At 39.3% G+C, this 18,330-nt stretch carries 14 protein-coding genes; 8 read left to right on the forward strand and 6 right to left on the reverse strand.

What is annotated here, in order from left to right:
• Positions 1-16 precede the first annotated feature (16 nt).
• From OD757_RS06080 to OD757_RS06095, 4 genes are all read left to right on the forward strand, one after another.
• Positions 17-802 carry a 1,6-dihydroxycyclohexa-2,4-diene-1-carboxylate dehydrogenase gene (locus OD757_RS06080; protein WP_263031206.1) on the forward strand — a complete coding sequence of 262 codons (786 nt, stop codon included), beginning with the start codon at positions 17-19 and terminating at the stop codon, positions 800-802.
• A 57-nt stretch (positions 803-859) separates the two neighbouring features.
• Positions 860-2,053, forward strand: a complete 1,194-nt coding sequence (benE, locus tag OD757_RS06085; protein ID WP_263031207.1) for a benzoate/H(+) symporter BenE — start codon at positions 860-862, stop codon at positions 2,051-2,053.
• A gap of 479 nt (positions 2,054-2,532) precedes the next feature.
• Entirely contained in the window at positions 2,533-3,891 is a 1,359-nt protein-coding gene (locus OD757_RS06090) for an aromatic acid/H+ symport family MFS transporter (RefSeq protein ID WP_263031208.1), read from the forward strand.
• A gap of 43 nt (positions 3,892-3,934) precedes the next feature.
• Positions 3,935-5,191 carry an OprD family porin gene (locus tag OD757_RS06095; RefSeq protein WP_263031209.1) on the forward strand — a complete coding sequence of 419 codons (1,257 nt, stop codon included), beginning with the start codon at positions 3,935-3,937 and terminating at the stop codon, positions 5,189-5,191.
• A 100-nt stretch (positions 5,192-5,291) separates the two neighbouring features.
• Here the strand turns inward: OD757_RS06095 and OD757_RS06100 are convergent, their stop codons facing one another.
• Complete coding sequence (locus OD757_RS06100; protein ID WP_013198471.1) at positions 5,292-6,398, reverse strand: beta-ketoacyl-ACP synthase III; 1,107 nt, start codon at positions 6,396-6,398, stop codon at positions 5,292-5,294.
• A gap of 95 nt (positions 6,399-6,493) precedes the next feature.
• Positions 6,494-10,351, reverse strand: coding sequence for an ATP-dependent RNA helicase HrpA (gene hrpA, locus OD757_RS06105; RefSeq protein ID WP_263031210.1), 3,858 nt, complete (start codon positions 10,349-10,351; stop codon positions 6,494-6,496).
• Positions 10,352-10,703: 352 nt separating this feature from the next.
• Here hrpA and ahpC point away from each other — a divergent pair, with 352 nt between their 5' ends.
• The gene (ahpC, locus tag OD757_RS06110; protein ID WP_003652649.1) at positions 10,704-11,267 is read left to right on the forward strand and encodes an alkyl hydroperoxide reductase subunit C; all 564 of its coding nucleotides are present in this window, start codon (positions 10,704-10,706) and stop codon (positions 11,265-11,267) included.
• A gap of 195 nt (positions 11,268-11,462) precedes the next feature.
• Complete coding sequence (locus OD757_RS06115; RefSeq protein ID WP_005070287.1) at positions 11,463-11,678, forward strand: KTSC domain-containing protein; 216 nt, start codon at positions 11,463-11,465, stop codon at positions 11,676-11,678.
• 65 nt (positions 11,679-11,743) lie between these two features.
• Here OD757_RS06115 and OD757_RS06120 read toward each other — a convergent pair whose 3' ends face one another.
• Together OD757_RS06120 and OD757_RS06125 are read right to left on the reverse strand one after the other, a co-directional pair.
• Positions 11,744-12,331, reverse strand: coding sequence for an O-methyltransferase (locus OD757_RS06120; RefSeq protein WP_263031211.1), 588 nt, complete (start codon positions 12,329-12,331; stop codon positions 11,744-11,746).
• Positions 12,332-12,376: 45 nt separating this feature from the next.
• Positions 12,377-12,595: a DUF1653 domain-containing protein gene (locus OD757_RS06125; protein ID WP_004702746.1), complete on the reverse strand. Its 219-nt coding sequence runs from the start codon at positions 12,593-12,595 to the stop codon at positions 12,377-12,379.
• A gap of 256 nt (positions 12,596-12,851) precedes the next feature.
• On the opposite strand from OD757_RS06125, the gene ahpF reads away from it, so the two are divergent.
• Together ahpF and OD757_RS06135 are read left to right on the forward strand one after the other, a co-directional pair.
• Positions 12,852-14,417: an alkyl hydroperoxide reductase subunit F gene (gene ahpF, locus OD757_RS06130; protein WP_263031212.1), complete on the forward strand. Its 1,566-nt coding sequence runs from the start codon at positions 12,852-12,854 to the stop codon at positions 14,415-14,417.
• Between the two features lie 174 nt (positions 14,418-14,591).
• Positions 14,592-14,936 (forward strand): hypothetical protein, encoded by a 345-nt coding sequence (locus OD757_RS06135; protein ID WP_009388440.1) that lies wholly within the window; start codon positions 14,592-14,594, stop codon positions 14,934-14,936.
• Positions 14,937-14,995: 59 nt separating this feature from the next.
• Here the strand turns inward: OD757_RS06135 and OD757_RS06140 are convergent, their stop codons facing one another.
• Together OD757_RS06140 and OD757_RS06145 are read right to left on the reverse strand one after the other, a co-directional pair.
• On the reverse strand, positions 14,996-15,607 hold the full coding sequence (locus OD757_RS06140) for a glutathione binding-like protein (protein ID WP_009388462.1): 612 nt from the start codon (positions 15,605-15,607) through the stop codon (positions 14,996-14,998).
• Between the two features lie 207 nt (positions 15,608-15,814).
• Positions 15,815-18,253, reverse strand: coding sequence for an ExeM/NucH family extracellular endonuclease (locus OD757_RS06145; protein WP_263031213.1), 2,439 nt, complete (start codon positions 18,251-18,253; stop codon positions 15,815-15,817).
• Positions 18,254-18,330 lie beyond the last annotated feature (77 nt).

Here is an 18,330-nt window from a genome sequence, read left to right on the forward strand (position 1 = left end):
GGTGGAGAAATTTTCGATGTCAAACCGTCAAAGATTTACCAATAAAGTCGTGATTGTTACGGGTAGTGCCCAAGGTATTGGTCGTGGTGTGGCACTGCAAGTCGCAGCTGAAGGCGGCCAAGTCATCATGGCTGACCGCTCTGAATATGTTGAAGAAGTTCTCAAAGAAATTCAGGGTGCAGGCGGTGATGCTGTCACGATTAATGCTGACCTTGAAACATATGCAGGTGCACAAGCGGTTGTTGCGAAAGCCATTGAACACTATGGTCGGGTAGATATCCTGATTAATAATGTAGGTGGCGCGATCTGGATGAAACCTTTTGAAGAGTTTTCTGAAGAAGAGATCATTAAGGAAGTCAATCGCTCGTTATTTCCAACGTTATGGTGTTGCCGCGCTGTGTTGCCCGCCATGATTAAGCAACAATCGGGTGTGATTGTAAATGTATCCTCAATTGCAACACGTGGTATTAACCGTATTCCCTACTCTGCATCTAAGGGCGGTGTAAATGCTTTAACGGCATCACTCGCTTTTGAACATGCCAAAGATGGAATTCGAGTCAATGCCGTTGCGACGGGTGGAACCGAAGCACCGCCTCGCAAAGTACCACGCAATGCCAATCCGTTAAGTCAAAATGAAAAAGACTGGATGCAGCAAGTAGTTGATCAAACAATAGATCGAACATTTATGGGCCGTTATGGCACAATTCAAGAACAAGTGAATGCAATTTTATTTCTTGCATCAGACGATGCATCCTATATGACCGGATCGGTTATTTCGGTCGGAGGTGGAGATCAGGGTTAACCCTGATCTTTTTGCATGATTGGGTAAATAAAATGATTTGCATGGAGGCAATCACACATGGCAACCCTGTTAAAGACATTAAAAAATGACTGGTCCATATCAGCAACAGTTGCGGGCTTTCTCGCGGTTTTAATTTCTTACTCAGGCCCACTGATTATTTTTTTCCAAGCTGCTCAGCGTGCTCATGTGTCTACCGACATGATGGTGTCATGGATTTGGGGAATCTCAATTGGTGCCGCCGTTTCAGGTATTTATCTTTCGATTAAATATAAAACGCCTGTCATAACCGCATGGTCAGCACCGGGTACTGCCCTGTTAGTTACTCTATTTCCAAATGTCTCATTAAATGAAGCAGTAGCTGCCTATATTACGTCTGCCATCGTTATTTTTTTAATTGGCGTTACAGGTTACTTCGACAAATTACTGAAGTGGATTCCGCAAGACGTTGCTGCGGGCATGATGGCTGGTATTCTTTTTCAATTTGGTATTGGTCTATTTACTGCGTCTGATAGCATGCCTTTTATTGTTTTTAGCATGCTCCTTGTCTTTTTAATTGCCAAACGTTTAATGCCACGCTACACCATGATTTGGGTATTAGCTGCCGGAGTTTTATTAAGCCTTATTTTAGGCAAAATGAATCCGGTTGATGTGAGTTTTAGTTTAGCGATTCCTCAGTGGATTAGCCCCGAATGGACATGGAACTCAACACTCAACCTCGCTGTTCCTCTCATTTTAGTCAGCCTAACCGGCCAATTTTTACCGGGTATGGCGATAATGAAACTCAGCGGTTACGACACCCCAGCCAAACCCATTATTACTGTCACCAGTATTGCCTCTTTAGCTGTTGCTTGCATCGGTGGTATTACGATTGTGCTTGCCTCAATTACCGCGGCGTTATGCATGGGCAAAGATGCACATGAACTTAAAGAAAAACGTTACATTGCAGGAATCGCCAACGGAATTTTTTATATTTTAGGAGGCTTATTTGCTGGCAGTATTGTCATGCTATTTAGCTTACTTCCTAAAGAGTTGGTTGCAGCACTGGCCGGTTTAGCTTTGTTAGGTGCAATTGCCACCAATATTTCTGTTGCCATGAAAAATGACAATCAACGTGATGCTGCACTTATTACCTTTTTAGCTACTGCATCAGACATGCATTTTCTTGGATTAAGCTCAGTTTTTTGGGGTATTTGTATTGGTGTAATCGCCCATTTCATTCTCACACCACGCTCAACTTCAGCCACAAATTAATTTTTTATCTAAATACTCCCTCACCTAAAATAAAACCGCAATCGCCAAATCAGAATGCAAATAATTTGCTAATTCTGATTGGGCGATTTTTATTAAATATAAATTAAATTTCATTTTTAAGATCAATTTCTAAAATAATTAAATAATAGACTTTAGTATTTTGTATTTATATTTTCACTTCAAATCTTAATATAAATTTAACGATATTTTTAAGTGTGATTATCATCAATAAAATCTATAAAAAAACATCTATAAAATCCTTAGAATTCTCATAATACAATATTCAACTCCATTTTAAACATTGTAATAAGACCAAATCACCAACTTAAAATAAATTATATTTTTCAAAAGCTTAATTCAAAAAAAACAAAATACCTAAAAGACATAAAGATATATCAATTAGGTTTTTGACTCTAATCCAATAACAAAATAGTTTATTAAAAAATAACGCGATGCTTCACAAATTGGAGGTGAAGAAAATGGATACGAGCAAGGTTAATATTAATGAGTTAATTGATAAGGCCCGTTTTACATCTTTTCATTGGAAAGTTTTAATCTGGTGCTTACTTATTATTATTTTTGATGGATATGATTTAGTTATTTATGGGGTTGCTCTTCCTCTATTAATGCAGCAATGGTCGTTAACTGCAGTTGAAGCAGGCCTGCTCGCCAGTGCTGCACTATTCGGGATGATGTTCGGTGCCATGATTTTCGGCACGCTTTCAGACAAACTGGGACGTAAAAAGACCATCCTGATTTGTGTCACCTTATTTAGCGGATTTACCTTTATAGGTGCCTTTGCCAAAGGACCAACAGAGTTTGCTATTTTGCGCTTTATTGCAGGCCTTGGGATTGGCGGTGTCATGCCAAACGTCGTCGCGCTTATGACCGAATACGCACCCAAAAAAATCCGCAGTACCTTGGTCGCAATCATGTTTAGTGGCTATGCAATTGGCGGCATGACATCTGCTCTACTTGGTGCATGGCTCGTGAAAGATATGGGCTGGCAAATCATGTTTTTAATTGCGGGTATTCCCCTGTTATTGCTCCCACTCATTTGGAACTTTTTACCTGAATCTCTCACCTTTTTAGTGAAATCGAACCATAGCGAACAGGCAAAAAGTATTGTTTGTAAAATTGCGCCAGAAACGCAGGTAACCGCCAATACACAGCTGGTGTTAAACGAAAGCACAACAACAGATGCCCCTGTCCGTGCACTTTTCCAACAAGGTCGTACCTTCAGCACATTTATGTTCTGGATTGCTTTCTTTATGTGCCTACTCATGGTGTATGCCTTAGGAAGCTGGTTACCTAAACTCATGCTGCAAGCGGGCTATTCATTAGGTGCAAGCATGTTATTCCTGTTTGCACTTAATATTGGCGGCATGGTCGGTGCAATTGGTGGCGGTGCTTTAGCAGACAGATTCCATTTAAAACCTGTTATTACGATCATGTTTATCGTGGGATCAGCAGCTTTAATTCTGCTTGGCATTAATAGTCCGCAATTTATTTTATATAGCCTGATTGCGATTGCTGGCGCTGCCACAATTGGTTCGCAAATCTTACTCTACACTTTTGTTGCGCAGTTCTATCCGACAGCACTTCGTTCAACTGGCATGGGCTGGGCATCTGGAATTGGCCGTATCGGTGCGATTATCGGACCAGTTTTAACTGGCGCCCTACTCACACTTGAGCTTCCTCACCAAATGAATTTCTTAGCGATTGCAATTCCGGGTGTGATTGCTGCACTTGCAATATTTATGGTCAATCTAAAAGCCTCTGTTGCCGCACAAACGCCATCAACTTTTAACCCTCAAAACACGCTTACCCAGCAGTAAATTAAATGCGCCGAGGACTGGCGCATCTTTTTGGAAATGGATTATGGAATTATTACACCGCTTTAAGCCATGTGCTTTAACTTTCGCGACCTTAATATTGATGTGTGGCAATTCATTCGCTGCAAATCCAAATCAGCAGCCCGAAGATGAATGGAAATTCACTTTAAAAAATGCCTATATCAACCGTAATTTTGATAATGATGCCTTAAAAGATACGGGAAGCTGGTCTCAGGCAGCATCATTATTTTATAAATCGAAAATGCATGACACTCCACTAGTTATTGCAGACAAGCCCATTACGATTGGTGCCGATGCTTCCGTTCAATACGCCGTTCGCTTAAGTTCGGACAAACACGTTGCCGACACAGTTTTGCCTTTTAATAAAGAAACACAATCTCAAGCATCTGACTTTTTAAAATACGGCGCGACCTTAAAACTGGGCTACAACAAAACCCTTTTAAGTGTCGGTGAACTCTGGTTAGACCTACCTGTAACGGCTGTAGATGCGAGCCGACAATTACTTGCCTCTTATTGGGGAACCAATCTTAAATCACAACTTTCAGATCAGCTTTATGCAGAAATTGGCCGAGTGGAAAAAGTCTCTCCACGAAATGAAGAAGATTTTAAAAAGTTTTCGTTCACTTCAAATGGCATTACCAAAGAATCTGATGGCTTAAATTATATTGACCTGCGCTATCAATTTACGCCGTCTTTAAAGGGTGAATATTACTTTGGTAATTTGGAAGATCTCTACAATAAACACTATGTAGGACTTGAGCATAATTGGAAACAACCTAATTTTGCGCTTACTTCTAAGTTTAAATACTTCAATGCAAAAGATGATGGAAATACTTTTGATATTGATGCACAAAACATTGGAGTACTAGAAACACTCAAAGTAAAAAACCATACCTTTGGTTTAGGTTACCAACAGATTATCGGTGAATCGGCTTACCCGTTACCGGACGGTTTCTTACCAGAGACATATTTCATTAACTGGAACGCTACTGGTTTCTTTAAAGAAGACGAAAAGTCTTATCATGTGATGTATGGCTACGATTTTAAAGATTATGTGCCAGGCCTAAACGCGATGGTGAAATATGTGTATGGTCATGACTTTAAAGCCGCCAATGGTGAAAAGAACCACGAAACCGAGTCAAATGTGATTTTAAACTACGCATTTCAGCAGCCCCTCTTAAAAGGCGTCGCTCTTCAATATATTCGCATTGATTATAACGTTAAACATGGCAATGACTTTGGTGAAGACCGCTTATTTGTAAACTACACCAAAAAGTTTTAATAACTTTTGATTCAATTAAAGCGGGCCAATTTTGGTCCGCTTTATTATTTTCGACCCATAAAAAAACGCTCTTACGAGCGTTTTTAATTAACTTTGCCACTTAAGCAACATGCTTTTGTACAACAATCGAACCTACTGAATAACCAGCGCCGAAAGATGAAATCACGCCATACTCACCATTATCTACTTCATGGCCTGTACGATGTAAAGCAATAATAACGCCTGCTGAAGAGGTATTAGCAAATTCATCTAGAATAATTGGGGCACGGCTTAGATCTGCCTCTTTACCAGCCACATATTTCAAGATGAGCTCGTTCATATTGGCATTGGCTTGGTGTAACCAGAAACGCTTAATATCGTTTGCAGTTAACTGCATTTTTTCCAACTGTGCATTAATGATTTTTGCCACCAATGGACAAACATCTTTAAAGACTTTGCGGCCATCTTGACGGAATAACTTGTCGTCAACTACCGCATCTTCACTACGGTTTAAGAAACCGAAGTTATTTCGAATGTTGTTTGAAAATTGAGTAAATAAATGAATATCTAAAATTTCAAAACCAGTTTTAGTAGTCGTTTCTTCAATAATAGAAGCAGTCGCAACATCACCAAAAATGAAGTGGCAATCACGGTTACGATAGTCTAGATGACCCGATGTAATTTCGACATTCACCAATAAAACACGGCGAGCGCCTGAACGAATTGCATCTGCTGCTTGTTTCAAACCAAAAGTGGCAGCTGAACAAGCAACATTCATGTCGTAGGCATAACCTTGAATACCAAGTGCCGACTGGATTTCAATCGCTACCGCCGGATAAGCACGCTGCATGTTTGAACATGCCAAAATTACAACATCAATATCTTCAGCAGTTACGCCTGCATTTTCCATTGCCTGTTTCGCAGCAATCACGCCCCACTCTGCTTGAAGTGACAACTCGTCATTTGAACGTTCAGACAAACGAGGACGTAAACGATTTGGATCAAGAATACCTGATTTCTCAATCACGTAACGGCGCTTAATACCAGACGCTTTTTCAATAAATTCAGCGCTTGAACCACGTAATTCTTCGAGTTCACCTGCTGCAATTTTCTCTGCATTCTCTTGGTTATATTGTTCCACATAAGCATTTAAACTGTCGGCCAGTTCTTCATTAGAAATGATTTCTGTTGGGTGAAATAACCCAGTACCTGTGATACGAATGCCCATGTAAAACTCCTAAAAAAATGAATAGGGTCTGTTAATCTTTCATTTATAAATTGCGTTGTAGGCTAAACAACAACATAAACAGACCCCGATCTATCTTAACTGATTCCCAAACGATCCCATAACTTTTGCAGTCGAGTTGGCGAAATAGGCATCTTGGTTTTCATCGGTTGAGAAAATAAAGAAATGCGGAATTCTTCCAACATCAAATACAATTCTTTGATTTTGGGATTGTTTTTGAACTTAAATACCTTGTCCATCCATGGATCGACATCGTCAATTGCTGCATGATCTCGCTGTAGATTATTGGGCAATCGGTCTAAACGCAATAGCAGCGCTTTTAAATATCGCGGATATTCCTGCCAAAGATCGACTGGTTGGCAATAAACAAAATTGCCAAGGGACATTAAATCTAGCTGATCTTCAATATCATCAACACTACGGCCAAATATATCTCGGTCGAGCACTAATAACTGACGGCGAATTTGCTGCCACTGAATATAAATATCACTTAATTGCTCAAGTGCTTGCTGACCATAACTCAAAAATTGCTTTTTGACCTGATCTAGCAGCTTATTAAATTCATCAGCGTTAATTGGCAAAGTCGTAATTGCCATCTGCAACGTTGCATAAACCAACATCTGCTCAAGCTTAGCTTTATCACCCAAAGGTGAATATGCCAAAGCAAGTGGTTTTGAAATCTGCTTTTTCAACTGGCGAACCAAATCGCCAAGCTGCATATGGACCAGACGGATAATCCCTTCACGATGCTGCTTAATGGCTTCGGCCTGATCATTAAAAGTCTGAATAACAACGCCTGAGTCATCTTTAGCTTCAATTTCAGCAAAAGCTTTGGTAGGTACCAAAGCCTGATATTGTTTCACAACAACACCCGTGACTTTATGAGAAGCCTCAAAAGTAAAATTCTCAGGGAAGTTTTTAAACTCACCTTTTTGCTGTTTCACTGGACGATGCGTTTCTACGCGGCAACGTGCTTTTAATTCAGGTAAATCACGGCCTTTTGCAATCAACTTACCTTTTTCATCAATAACCTTAATGAAAGGCACCAAATATGGATCAATACGTTCAAACGAGAAATCTTTGTCAGTAATTTGCTCACCCCGTAAGGCAAAAGCTAAATAACTAAAAATATGTTCACGTAAATGTACAGCATCGATGCCTTGCATAAGTTTACGAGCAGTATCAGGAATTGGCACCACATTACGACGCTTGTCTTTTGGTAAAGCTTTAAGTAATGCCTCAATTAAATCTTGGCGCCAACCCGGAATTCCCCATGACCAGATATTTTCATCAACTTGAGGCAATGCCTGTACAGGAATTTGAACAGTTGCACCATCTTCATCATGGCTCGGGTCAAAATGATATGTTGTTGCTAAACGTAGCTGACCATTGTGTAGATGATCTGGGAATTGCTGCGTTGTTGGTCGGTCATTGAGCCAAAGTGCATCATCTTCAACAAATAAATAACGCGGATGATTTGCTTCTACCGTCGCCCGCCAATCTTCAAAACTACGACGGCTTGCGATTTCTTCGGGAATCTTAGAGGCATAAAACTGATAAATCGTTTCTTCATCGACCACTAAATCACGGCGACGCAATTTATCTTCAACTCGCTCTACTTCTTCAAGTTTAAGTAAGTTATGTTTTAAAAATGGTGGGATCGTTCCCAAATTACCGGTGGTTAATGCATCGCGTAAGAAAATCTCATGAGCAGCAGGTTGATCAACTTTCTCAAAATTAATTAAACGTTTTGGTTCAATAATTAAACCAAACAGAGAAATTTGTGCATATGCATTTACGATCCCAGCTTTCTTAGACCAATGCGGCTCGAAATAGTGATATTTCAATAAGTCACGTGCAGCAAGCAAAATCCATTCAGGGTCAATTTTGGCTAAAGTCCGTAAGTACACTTGAGAGGTCTCGACCATCTCAAAAGCCATCACCCAAGAGGTATTGGTTTTGTGCAAAGTACTTGCAGGAAAAACTTTAGCCTTTTGCTGACGCACCGCCATAAAGGTATTGCGTTCATCAGTTTTATTGGCAATAAAAGATAATAAACCTGTCAGCAATGCACGGTGCAAGTTTTCATAGTTCGCAGCTTTTTCATTAAAGCTGAGTTTTAAACCTTCTGCTAACTCAACTAATTGCTGGTGTGTCTGCTTCCACTCACGTAAACGTAACCAACTTAAAAAATTCTGCTTAGCAAATTGACGTCGTTTATTTTCAGACATCCCTGCTTCACCTTTAGGATTTAAAGTATCCCAAAGTTTCAAATAAAACAGAAAATCTGAATCGGCTTCTTTGAATAATGCATGCTTTTGGTCAGCCTGCATTTGTTTATCGGCTGGGCGCTCACGCGGGTCCTGAACAGCTAAAGCACTCACCACAATTAAAATTTCTTTAAGTACGCCAAAATGAGCACCGCCCACAATCATACGAGCGAGTCGTGGGTCAATCGGCATACGTGCCATCATTTGCCCGACTTTAGTCAGCTCATTTTTTTTCTCGTTGAGTGCACCTAACTCAATCAGTAACTTACGACCATCATTTACAAGACGGAAATCTGGTGGCTCAATAAAATCAAAGTTTTCTAACTCACCTAAACCTAAACTGTGCATTTGCAAAATGACGGACGCTAAGTTAGTCCGTTTAATTTCAGGTTCGGTAAACTCAGGACGGCTTAGGAAATCTTCTTCGCTATATAAACGAATACACACGCCCGCAGCAATACGACCACAACGCCCTTTACGCTGATTGGCAGCAGCTTGAGAAATTGCTTCAATTGGTAAACGTTGCACACGTGAGCGGTAGTTATAACGAGAAATACGGGCAAAACCGCTATCAATCACATAACGAATATTTGGAACTGTAAGAGCAGTCTCGGCTACGTTCGTCGCAATAATAATACGACGCCCCTTTCCACCCGGACTAAAAATCTTTTGTTGTTCAGAAACAGCTAAGCGCGCATACAAAGGTAAAATTTCGGTATGTTTAGGCCCATACTTTTGTAAGGTTTCCTGCAACTCACGAATTTCTTGTTCTGTACTTGAGAAAATTAAAATATCGGCATGTTCGGGGTGACCTTTTGCTTCCGCATCAGCAAAACATTCTTCAACCGCTTGTACGACTGCTCGAGGTAAGTTTTCTTCAAAATCATCAAACTCATCGTCATCACTTCCGCCAATATTCATCTCTGAAATTGGACGATAAAGTACTTCGACCGGATAACTACGCCCTTCCACTTCAAAAATAGGCGCATCATTAAAGTAATTACTAAAACGATTTACATCTAAAGTTGCCGAAGTCACGATAACTTTGAGATCTGGGCGTTTTGGCAGTAATTGCTTTAAATAACCCATAATAAAATCGATATTGAGTGAGCGTTCATGCGCCTCATCAATAATGATCGTGTCATATTTAGACAAATAGCGGTCATTGCCTAATTCAGCAAGCAAAATACCGTCGGTCATTAACCGTACAATTGAATCTTGCGAACCTTGTTCATTAAAACGGATTTTAAAACCAATAGACTCGCCGAGCTTTTCGCCGACTTCTTCTGCAATACGCTGAGACACACTACGTGCAGCTAAACGACGTGGCTGGGTATGGCCAATCATACCTGTTAAGCCACGGCCTGCTAACATTGCAATTTGAGGAAGCTGAGTGGTTTTACCTGAACCGGTTTCACCCGCCACAATAATGACCTGATGCTTTTGAATCGCTTCAATTAAACGGTCAGCATATTGAGAAACAGGTAAATCCTGATTGAGTTTAATTTTAGGAAGACGTTCAAATCGCTGTCTTACTTTGGCATTAGATTGTTCAAATAGTTTTTCGATCTCTGCTGTATTGGCTTTTTTATCTTTACGTAAACGATTTAAACGGTAACGATCTCTTGCCATTACCCACTGATCAATATTTAAATCATTCTGCACAGACAAATTTTCCTAAAAATACAACAATCCTCTATTTTACGCTCTAATGCCCTTCAGGTAAAACACTTGGTTTTTTATATATTTTTAATTTTTTAAAATTTTACCCTTGAATTTTGGTTAAGTAGACTTCATGTTGTTAGGCAAGTTTCTTTTACGATAACTGTCATTTGATTTACATGTTTTTGCAGTCAAATCGAATACAGTGTTTGGGGACTTAAAAATCGTAAATTTATCACTTATTCAATTTTCCGATTTTAGTCATGTAAAAATACTATTTCCCCAATAAAGAATTTTTATTTATTCTAGATCTCGTAAACAAGTTTAAATATAAACCTCAATCATGGAGACAATGATGAGCTTGATTAATACTGAAGTTAAACCATTCCAAGCAACTGCTTACCACAACGGCCAATTTGTTGAAGTTAACGAAACTAACCTTAAAGGTAAGTGGTCTGTTGTATTCTTCTATCCAGCTGACTTCACTTTCGTTTGTCCAACTGAACTTGGTGACTTAGCTGATAACTACGCTGAATTCCAAAAACTTGGTGTTGAAATTTATGCTGTATCTACTGATACACACTTCACACACAAAGCTTGGCACGACACTTCTGAAGAAATCAAAAAAATCCAATATCCATTAGTTGGTGACCCAACTTGGACTCTTTCTAAAAACTTCGACGTTCTTATCGAATCTGAAGGTTTAGCTGATCGTGGTACTTTCGTTATCGATCCAGAAGGTAAAATCCAAATCGTTGAACTCAACGCTGGTGGTATCGGTCGTGACGCATCTGAACTTCTTCGTAAAGTAAAAGCTGCTCAATACGTACACGCTCACCCAGGTGAAGTTTGCCCAGCTAAATGGAAAGAAGGCGAAGCTACTCTTGCTCCATCTATCGACCTAGTTGGTAAAATCTAATCTCTTATTAGATTTTAAAAACTCAAAGAACCATCCCTCATCGGATGGTTCTTTTGTTTTGAATAAGCACATCACATTTTCTACTGATAGTTTTACAATTCTGCCCTTCCCCATTACATGAAGTTTGAGTAATGTCGAATAAATAACCGATGTTTTTTTGAGCTTAAGTCATATGAAATAAAAGGGGAAAAATTTATGGCGAATACTGTGGCAGTCACTTCATGGAAATACAATGCAACTTCACGTCATCTAAAAATATTTTATAGCGATGGTTCAGGCGAACTTTATCATCCTGTACCAGAATTTATTTATGACAACTTATTACGATCAACAGACAAAGCTGCTTTTGTACATAAATATTTAGAATTCGACTTACACTTTACTCGCCTATCTTTAGTGAATGCTTCATAACCTAATAAAATAAGGCCTGCTTTGAACAGACCTTTATGAATGAATAAATGATATTTTCAAATGGTTTACCTTGCCACTACAATACATAAACCAGCACCTACGGGTAAAATACTGCTCATAAAATTTTCATCTTTTTTAATTAAAGCTAAGAATGAACTGACTTCAGCCGCATGTGAAATGACATTATCAATAATGAGTACGCCACCTTTTGGCTTCATTAAACGTTTTAAATCTGGCCAATAATTCTCATAAGCAGGACGCTCAGCATCTAACAAAATAAAATCGAAAGTTTCCTGAGCTTCTTTTAAATAGTCGGCTGCATCTCCTATCCAAAAATCAACCAATTCATCTAATGCGAGTTCAGTCGTATGGCGTTTTGCCTCATGACTACGATTGGCATCAATTTCAAGCGTGGTTACTTTACCGTGAGTTGATTGTGCCGCCTCAGCAAGCCATAAAGTAGAGTAACCTGTTGAAGTCCCGATTTCTAAAATTGATTTGGCTTGCTGCATTCGAATAAATTGCGATAGCAGTTTTGCAGACTCAGCCTCAATATTGCGATACCGCAGCAAACGATCTGCTTGCTGGGCATCATGTCGTTTAAAGGTGTCATATAAATCGGCAACTCTTTGTAAGAAAAAAGTATTTGGCATATATTCATCCTTTAAAATCGTTATTTTATATGACAGCCGTTTGAGTTAAGTACTTTGAATTAACTTAAAGCGCGGCACGATACTTCCATCAGCCATTTGAACCGTTTCAGTAAACATATCAAGAGGACGTACCCAAGTTGAATAGTCACCATAAAGACACTGATAAACGACTAACTCTTCTTCAGTCTCACTGTGTTTTGCCACAGAAAAAACTTGATAGAGATTACCTTTATAATGCTGATAAATGCCGCGTTGCAATGACATGAAAGTACCTTTTAATGTTATGACATAAAATCTTTACAGCCATATAACATATATAAATTTCTAAATACTTTCACTTTAAAACCTTATAAAAGATAAAAAAGAATATTTTAGAGATAAATTATTGATCTTATTTATGAATGTTTTTAATAATTCAAAAAACCGATTGAATATATAAAAACATACTGTTTTACCTATTTTGTGTTTTAACGTACTATGCATCTATTGAAAGAATTTGGATGCATTGGAGTAAAAACAGATGTTAGATCAAAACATTAAAACTCAATTAAAAGCTTATTTAGAACGTTTAGAAAGTCCAATCGAATTAGTTGCTGCTTTGGATGAATCAGATAAAGCGGCTCAAATTAAAGAACTGGTAACCGAAATCGCTGAACTATCTGACCAAGTCACTGCCCGTTTTGATGGCAACAATACACGTCGTCCAAGCTTTGGTGTGGCTAAAGCAGGTGAACAACCTCGTGTGTTCTTTGCTGGCTTACCAATGGGCCATGAGTTTACGTCTTTGATCTTGGCACTGTTACAGGTTTCTGGTTATGCACCTAAAGTGTCAAATGAAGTGCTTAACCAGATTAAAGGCTTAAACCTCAAAGCAAACTTTGATGTGTTTGTATCATTAAGCTGTCATAACTGTCCGGACGTAGTACAGGCACTTAACCTGATTGCGATTTATAACCCGAACACTACAGCAACCATGATTGACGGTTCATTCTTCCAAGACGAAGTGGAACAACGCAAAATTATGGCTGTACCGATGGTATTCCAAGACAATGAACACATTGGTCAAGGTCGTATGACCCTTGAAGAAATTGTGGCGAAACTTGACACCAACTCTGCTGAAAAAGATGCAGCAGCCCTTAATGCCAAAGATGCTTTTGATGTGCTGGTCATTGGTGGTGGCCCTGCGGGTGCAACAGCTGCGATCTATGCTGCACGTAAAGGTATTAACACCGGTATCGTGGCTGAACGTTTTGGTGGTCAGGTCATGGATACCATGGACATTGAAAACTTCACGTCTGTGCAAAAAACGCAAGGTCCTAAGTTTGCTGCCGAGATGGAATCACATGTTCGTGAATATGATGTTGATATCATGAACCTGCAACGTGTTAGCAAAATCACGGGTGCCAACCAAACTGAAAATGGCTTGGTTGCGGTTGAACTTGAAAACGGTGCGAAACTTGAATCGAAAACAGTGATCCTTTCAACAGGTGCACGCTGGAGAGAGATGAATGTACCGGGTGAACAAGAATACCGTACCCGTGGTGTCGCATACTGCCCACACTGTGATGGTCCGTTATTCAAAGGCAAACGTGTTGCGGTGATTGGTGGTGGTAACTCAGGTGTTGAAGCTGCAATTGACCTTGCAGGGATTGTTGAGCATGTGACTCTGGTTGAGTTCGATACAAAACTTCGTGCAGACCAAGTGTTGCAAAACAAATTGCATAGCTTGCCAAACACAACTGTGATTATGAATGCCTTAAGTACAGAAGTATTAGGTGATGGTTCACAAGTGACTGGTCTTAAATATAAAGACCGTGCCACTAATGAAGAGCATGTAGTAGAACTTGCAGGGATCTTTGTACAGATTGGTTTACTCCCAAACACTGACTTCTTAAAAGACAGTGAAGTTGAGTTAACCAACCGTGGCGAAATCATTGTGAATGACCGCAACGAAACCAACGTGCAAGGTGTGTTTGCTGCGGGTGACTGTACGACTGTGCCTTACAAGCAAATCATTATTGCCACAGGTGAAGGCGCTAAAGCATCACTCTCTGCGTTTGATTACATCATCCGTTCTGGACAGTAAAATTCAGTCAAACCAATACGTTTTAACCCAAGCCTAGCATTACAAAATGCTAGGCTTTTTTAATATTAGAGTTACAACTCTTTAACAATTTTCGATCTTTATTAATCAGTTAGTTTATGTTTATATTTTAGACATCCATAATTTTGGATGCCATGAATTAGAAGGAAAAACACAATGAATAAATTACTTGTTGCTTTAGGTCTTGCTGCGACCGTTGCCCTTGTTGGATGTAATAAAGATAAAGCTCCAGAAACAGGCGCGACAACGGGTGAACATTTAGAAAATGCAGCTCAACAAGCAACTGCAGATATTAAATCTGCAGGTAACGAAGCTGCAAGCGATATTGCAACTGCAACTGATAATGCTTCTGCAAAAATCGATGCTGCAACTGACCATGCTGCGGATGCAACTGCTGACGCTGCTGCAAAAACTGAAGCGACTGCTCGTAAAGCAACTGCTGATACAGCTCAAGCTGTTGAAAATACTGCTGCTGAAGTAAAAAAAGATGCTCAACACTAATCTCTAGAAATAAAAAAGCCCCTGTTTATACAGGGGCTTTTTTTGAAGCCTAAAAATGATTATGAGATTAGGCCTTCATCACGCATCGCAATTTGTACAGATTGACGTTCTGCAACTTTATTACGTAGTGCAATAATGTGTTTATACGGAGTTAAATCATGCTCAATTGAGTTTGACCAATTTGTTAAAACAAATAGATAAGCATCTGCTGGGCCAAAATTATCATTTACCAAATAATCATAATCAGATTCAGACAAATAGTTATCGATATATTTTAAAAGACGATCAATTTCTGCATAAGCTTTGGTTTTTTCATCACTTGTTAACGGCGCACCAAAGAAGACTGCATACGCATCATGTAATTCAGAGTTCAAATACCCCAACCACTCCAATACTTTCGCACGGCCCATCCCTGACGGCGGAATCAAATCTTGTTTAGGGTCATGCTGAGCAAGAAACGGTAAAATCGCAACATTTTCAGTTAACATTAATCCTGGGTTAATTTCTAAAGCTGGTACATATCCTTTTGGATTGATTTCGTAATAATCCGCGCCTTTTTCTGTTTTATGTGTTTTTAAATCTACTCGTTCTAAGTCAAAATCAACATTAATTTCATTTAAAATAATATGTGCAGCTAAAGAACATGCGCCTGGCGAATAATATAATTTCATATCTGATCCTTGTTATCTCATATTAACGTTTTAAATTGCTTCTAGAAAACCTGCAAGGTTTGCCCAATTCTTTAATTGTAAAAAAGCGTAAATTTATAAAATACTTACACCATCTAATATTCTTCAAAAAGTTATTCCTTGCAAGTTGTCTTGCGTGACGATTGTTTAAAATATGATAAAATACATTTGCGTCACGCAATTTTTCCGTTAATTACGCTTAAAAAGTTGGCTAAGCCAATTCATTAATTCAGATAAGAAATCAAAAATACCATTTTTCTTATCGTCATCAGGATGACTTGAGTCTTTTCCATTTAAATCCAAATCTACAATTACAGGGTCATGATCCGAAGAGCGATAAGCATCTTCACCATAGAACAACGCCTTTTGCTCATCTGTTTTATATTCTTCGTTATAGTCTAAAGCCGTTGGCTCATCTGCATTGATATGCCAAGCAAAAGTACGCACTACTTTTGGATATAAAGAAGCATCAGCAATTGCATGATCTAGGTTACCTGCTCCCCCATTACCGTTGGCATCACTTGCAACACCAAAAACATAGCTATACGCTTGAGTGCCCTGACCGACCTTAGTGTCATTAAGTAAAACTTTATAATTCGCTTTTTCAAATGACAAAATTGGTTCTTCTTTTGCATAGCTGTTCATATCCCCTACAAGTAAAGCATTTTGCTTAGGCACTTGAGTTGGATTTTTCGCTAACCACTGCACAATTTGATCAACTGCTTTTACACGGGTTGGGTTCCAACAGCCTTGACCATCTTTTTGGTCTGCATCAGTAGAACTAGCATCAACTCCGCTACAGCTTTTCGATTTCAAGTGGTTTGGAATAACAGTAAACGTTTTATTACCACGAACGGCTTGGAAACTTTGCGCCAAAGTTGTTCGGTTCTTGTCGCCTAAATCAAGCACAACAGGTTTATTTAGAGGCTTAACACGTTTACTGTTATAGATAATAGCAACTGCGATTGCATCACCACCTAAACGGTCTAAGTTTTCAGGAACAACGTACTTCCAGTCGCTACCTAGAGCTTTGGTCAAATTGGCAATAGCACTGTTCGGCCCATAACCATTGTTCGCAATTTCCATTAAACCGTACACATCGGCATCAATTGCTTTGAGAGCACTCACAATTTTACGATGCTGTTTATCAAACTCAGCCTGTGTTGTCGCACCGCGCTCCGTTGGGAAACCCGTTGCGCCATTGTCATAGTTCAAAACGTTAAATGAAGCTACACGAATGTGATTAGCATTTTTGGTAAGGACACTTTGACGCGGGTTTGTTTGAGTAATCACTTCAGGCTGATTACGTCCAAGCACAGGTTGCACACGCCAACCGTTAAAACGATATTCTAAAATACCTTCAGCATTTTTAAGTTGATAACCTGAACGTAGCGTATTGGCAGCACTAAAATTGCTTGGTAACCAAGGTGTACGGTTTTGGTTATTATAGCCATCATCAAAAATAATTTTTGATAGTAAGTTTTTCTGAGCTAGAGCTTTAGCTTCAGGAGATAACGCTGGATATAAGTTAGTTGGAATATATAAACGGCCTAAACTCAGCGATAATTCACCATAACGACCGTAATTGTAGTTCTCGCTCACAGTTAAAGTCTGAGGTAGTTTGATCAACATCCCTTGATAACGCTGCGGTGAATTAATTGAGCCACCCGTTAAACTAGCAAACGGGAGTTCAAGACTAATTGGCTGAACCTGATTTGCCATATTGCTATTACAGGTTTGAATATCTTGTTGTAATTGATTTATTTGTAGCTGATTTTGATAGCTTGTTAAACGGCCACGTAAAATAACTTCATCGCCAACTTGCCCACCTTTTACCGCACTGCTATTTGGAATATAAACAAAAATAGCATTGCTGACATTTGCACGTGCTTTCGTATCTGGCGTCTGAACATAAAAACCTGAGAAACCATTAGCATAACGATAGTCAGCTGTAATCACACCACGCACAGTATAAGTCTGGTCTTGAGTTGCTGCTGCTAAGTCAGCAATAGCTGTATCTGAGCTTGAGCAACTTACTGTTTCAACAGGAGGCTGAGTTGTAGAACCAGATAAATTTGAAAAGTCATTTCGGTTTGTCCAAGCCGACCATGAATGATCCAAATCAAATGCTGCGGTTGCATCCACACTTAAAGCTGGGTTTTCTGTTTCAATACGCTTAAAACTATTTCCCAAGCTTGAAACTGCCGTCCCCCATCCCGCTGCTGGGCGTTCACCAATACGGCCAAAACGGTCTACGGGCGTTCCTTTGTACACAAGCACAACTGCATCATCTCCATTAAAAGATAGTGCTACCACCTGATTAACTTTACTTCCAAGCTCAGTTTGCAACTCTGAACGGCCCACTAAAAACTTCTGCTTACTCGCGAGTGTGCCTTGCAAACGAAAAGCCACTGTCTTTGCTGTACCACCATTATTAAATTGTTGAATCTCATAATCGGCTAAATTAACGGTAGCGCCGTCTGGATTATAAATTTCCAACCCCTTTTTATTGCTGCTGCCATCCACATATTGACTAAACATGAGCTGCGCTTGAGCAACTGAGCTATATGAAAATGCACCTAATGCACTTAAAAAGACCGAAAGTGTTCTTAATTGAAAAGTTTTCATGAGTAAAAGTGTTCATATGAGTTTTAATTAGTCTCTTAGAGTAAATATTGATCATGACATCTACATGAAGAAAAACA

The sequence above is a fragment of the Acinetobacter sp. AYS6 genome (assembly GCF_025630795.1).
Lineage (GTDB): Bacteria > Pseudomonadota > Gammaproteobacteria > Pseudomonadales > Moraxellaceae > Acinetobacter.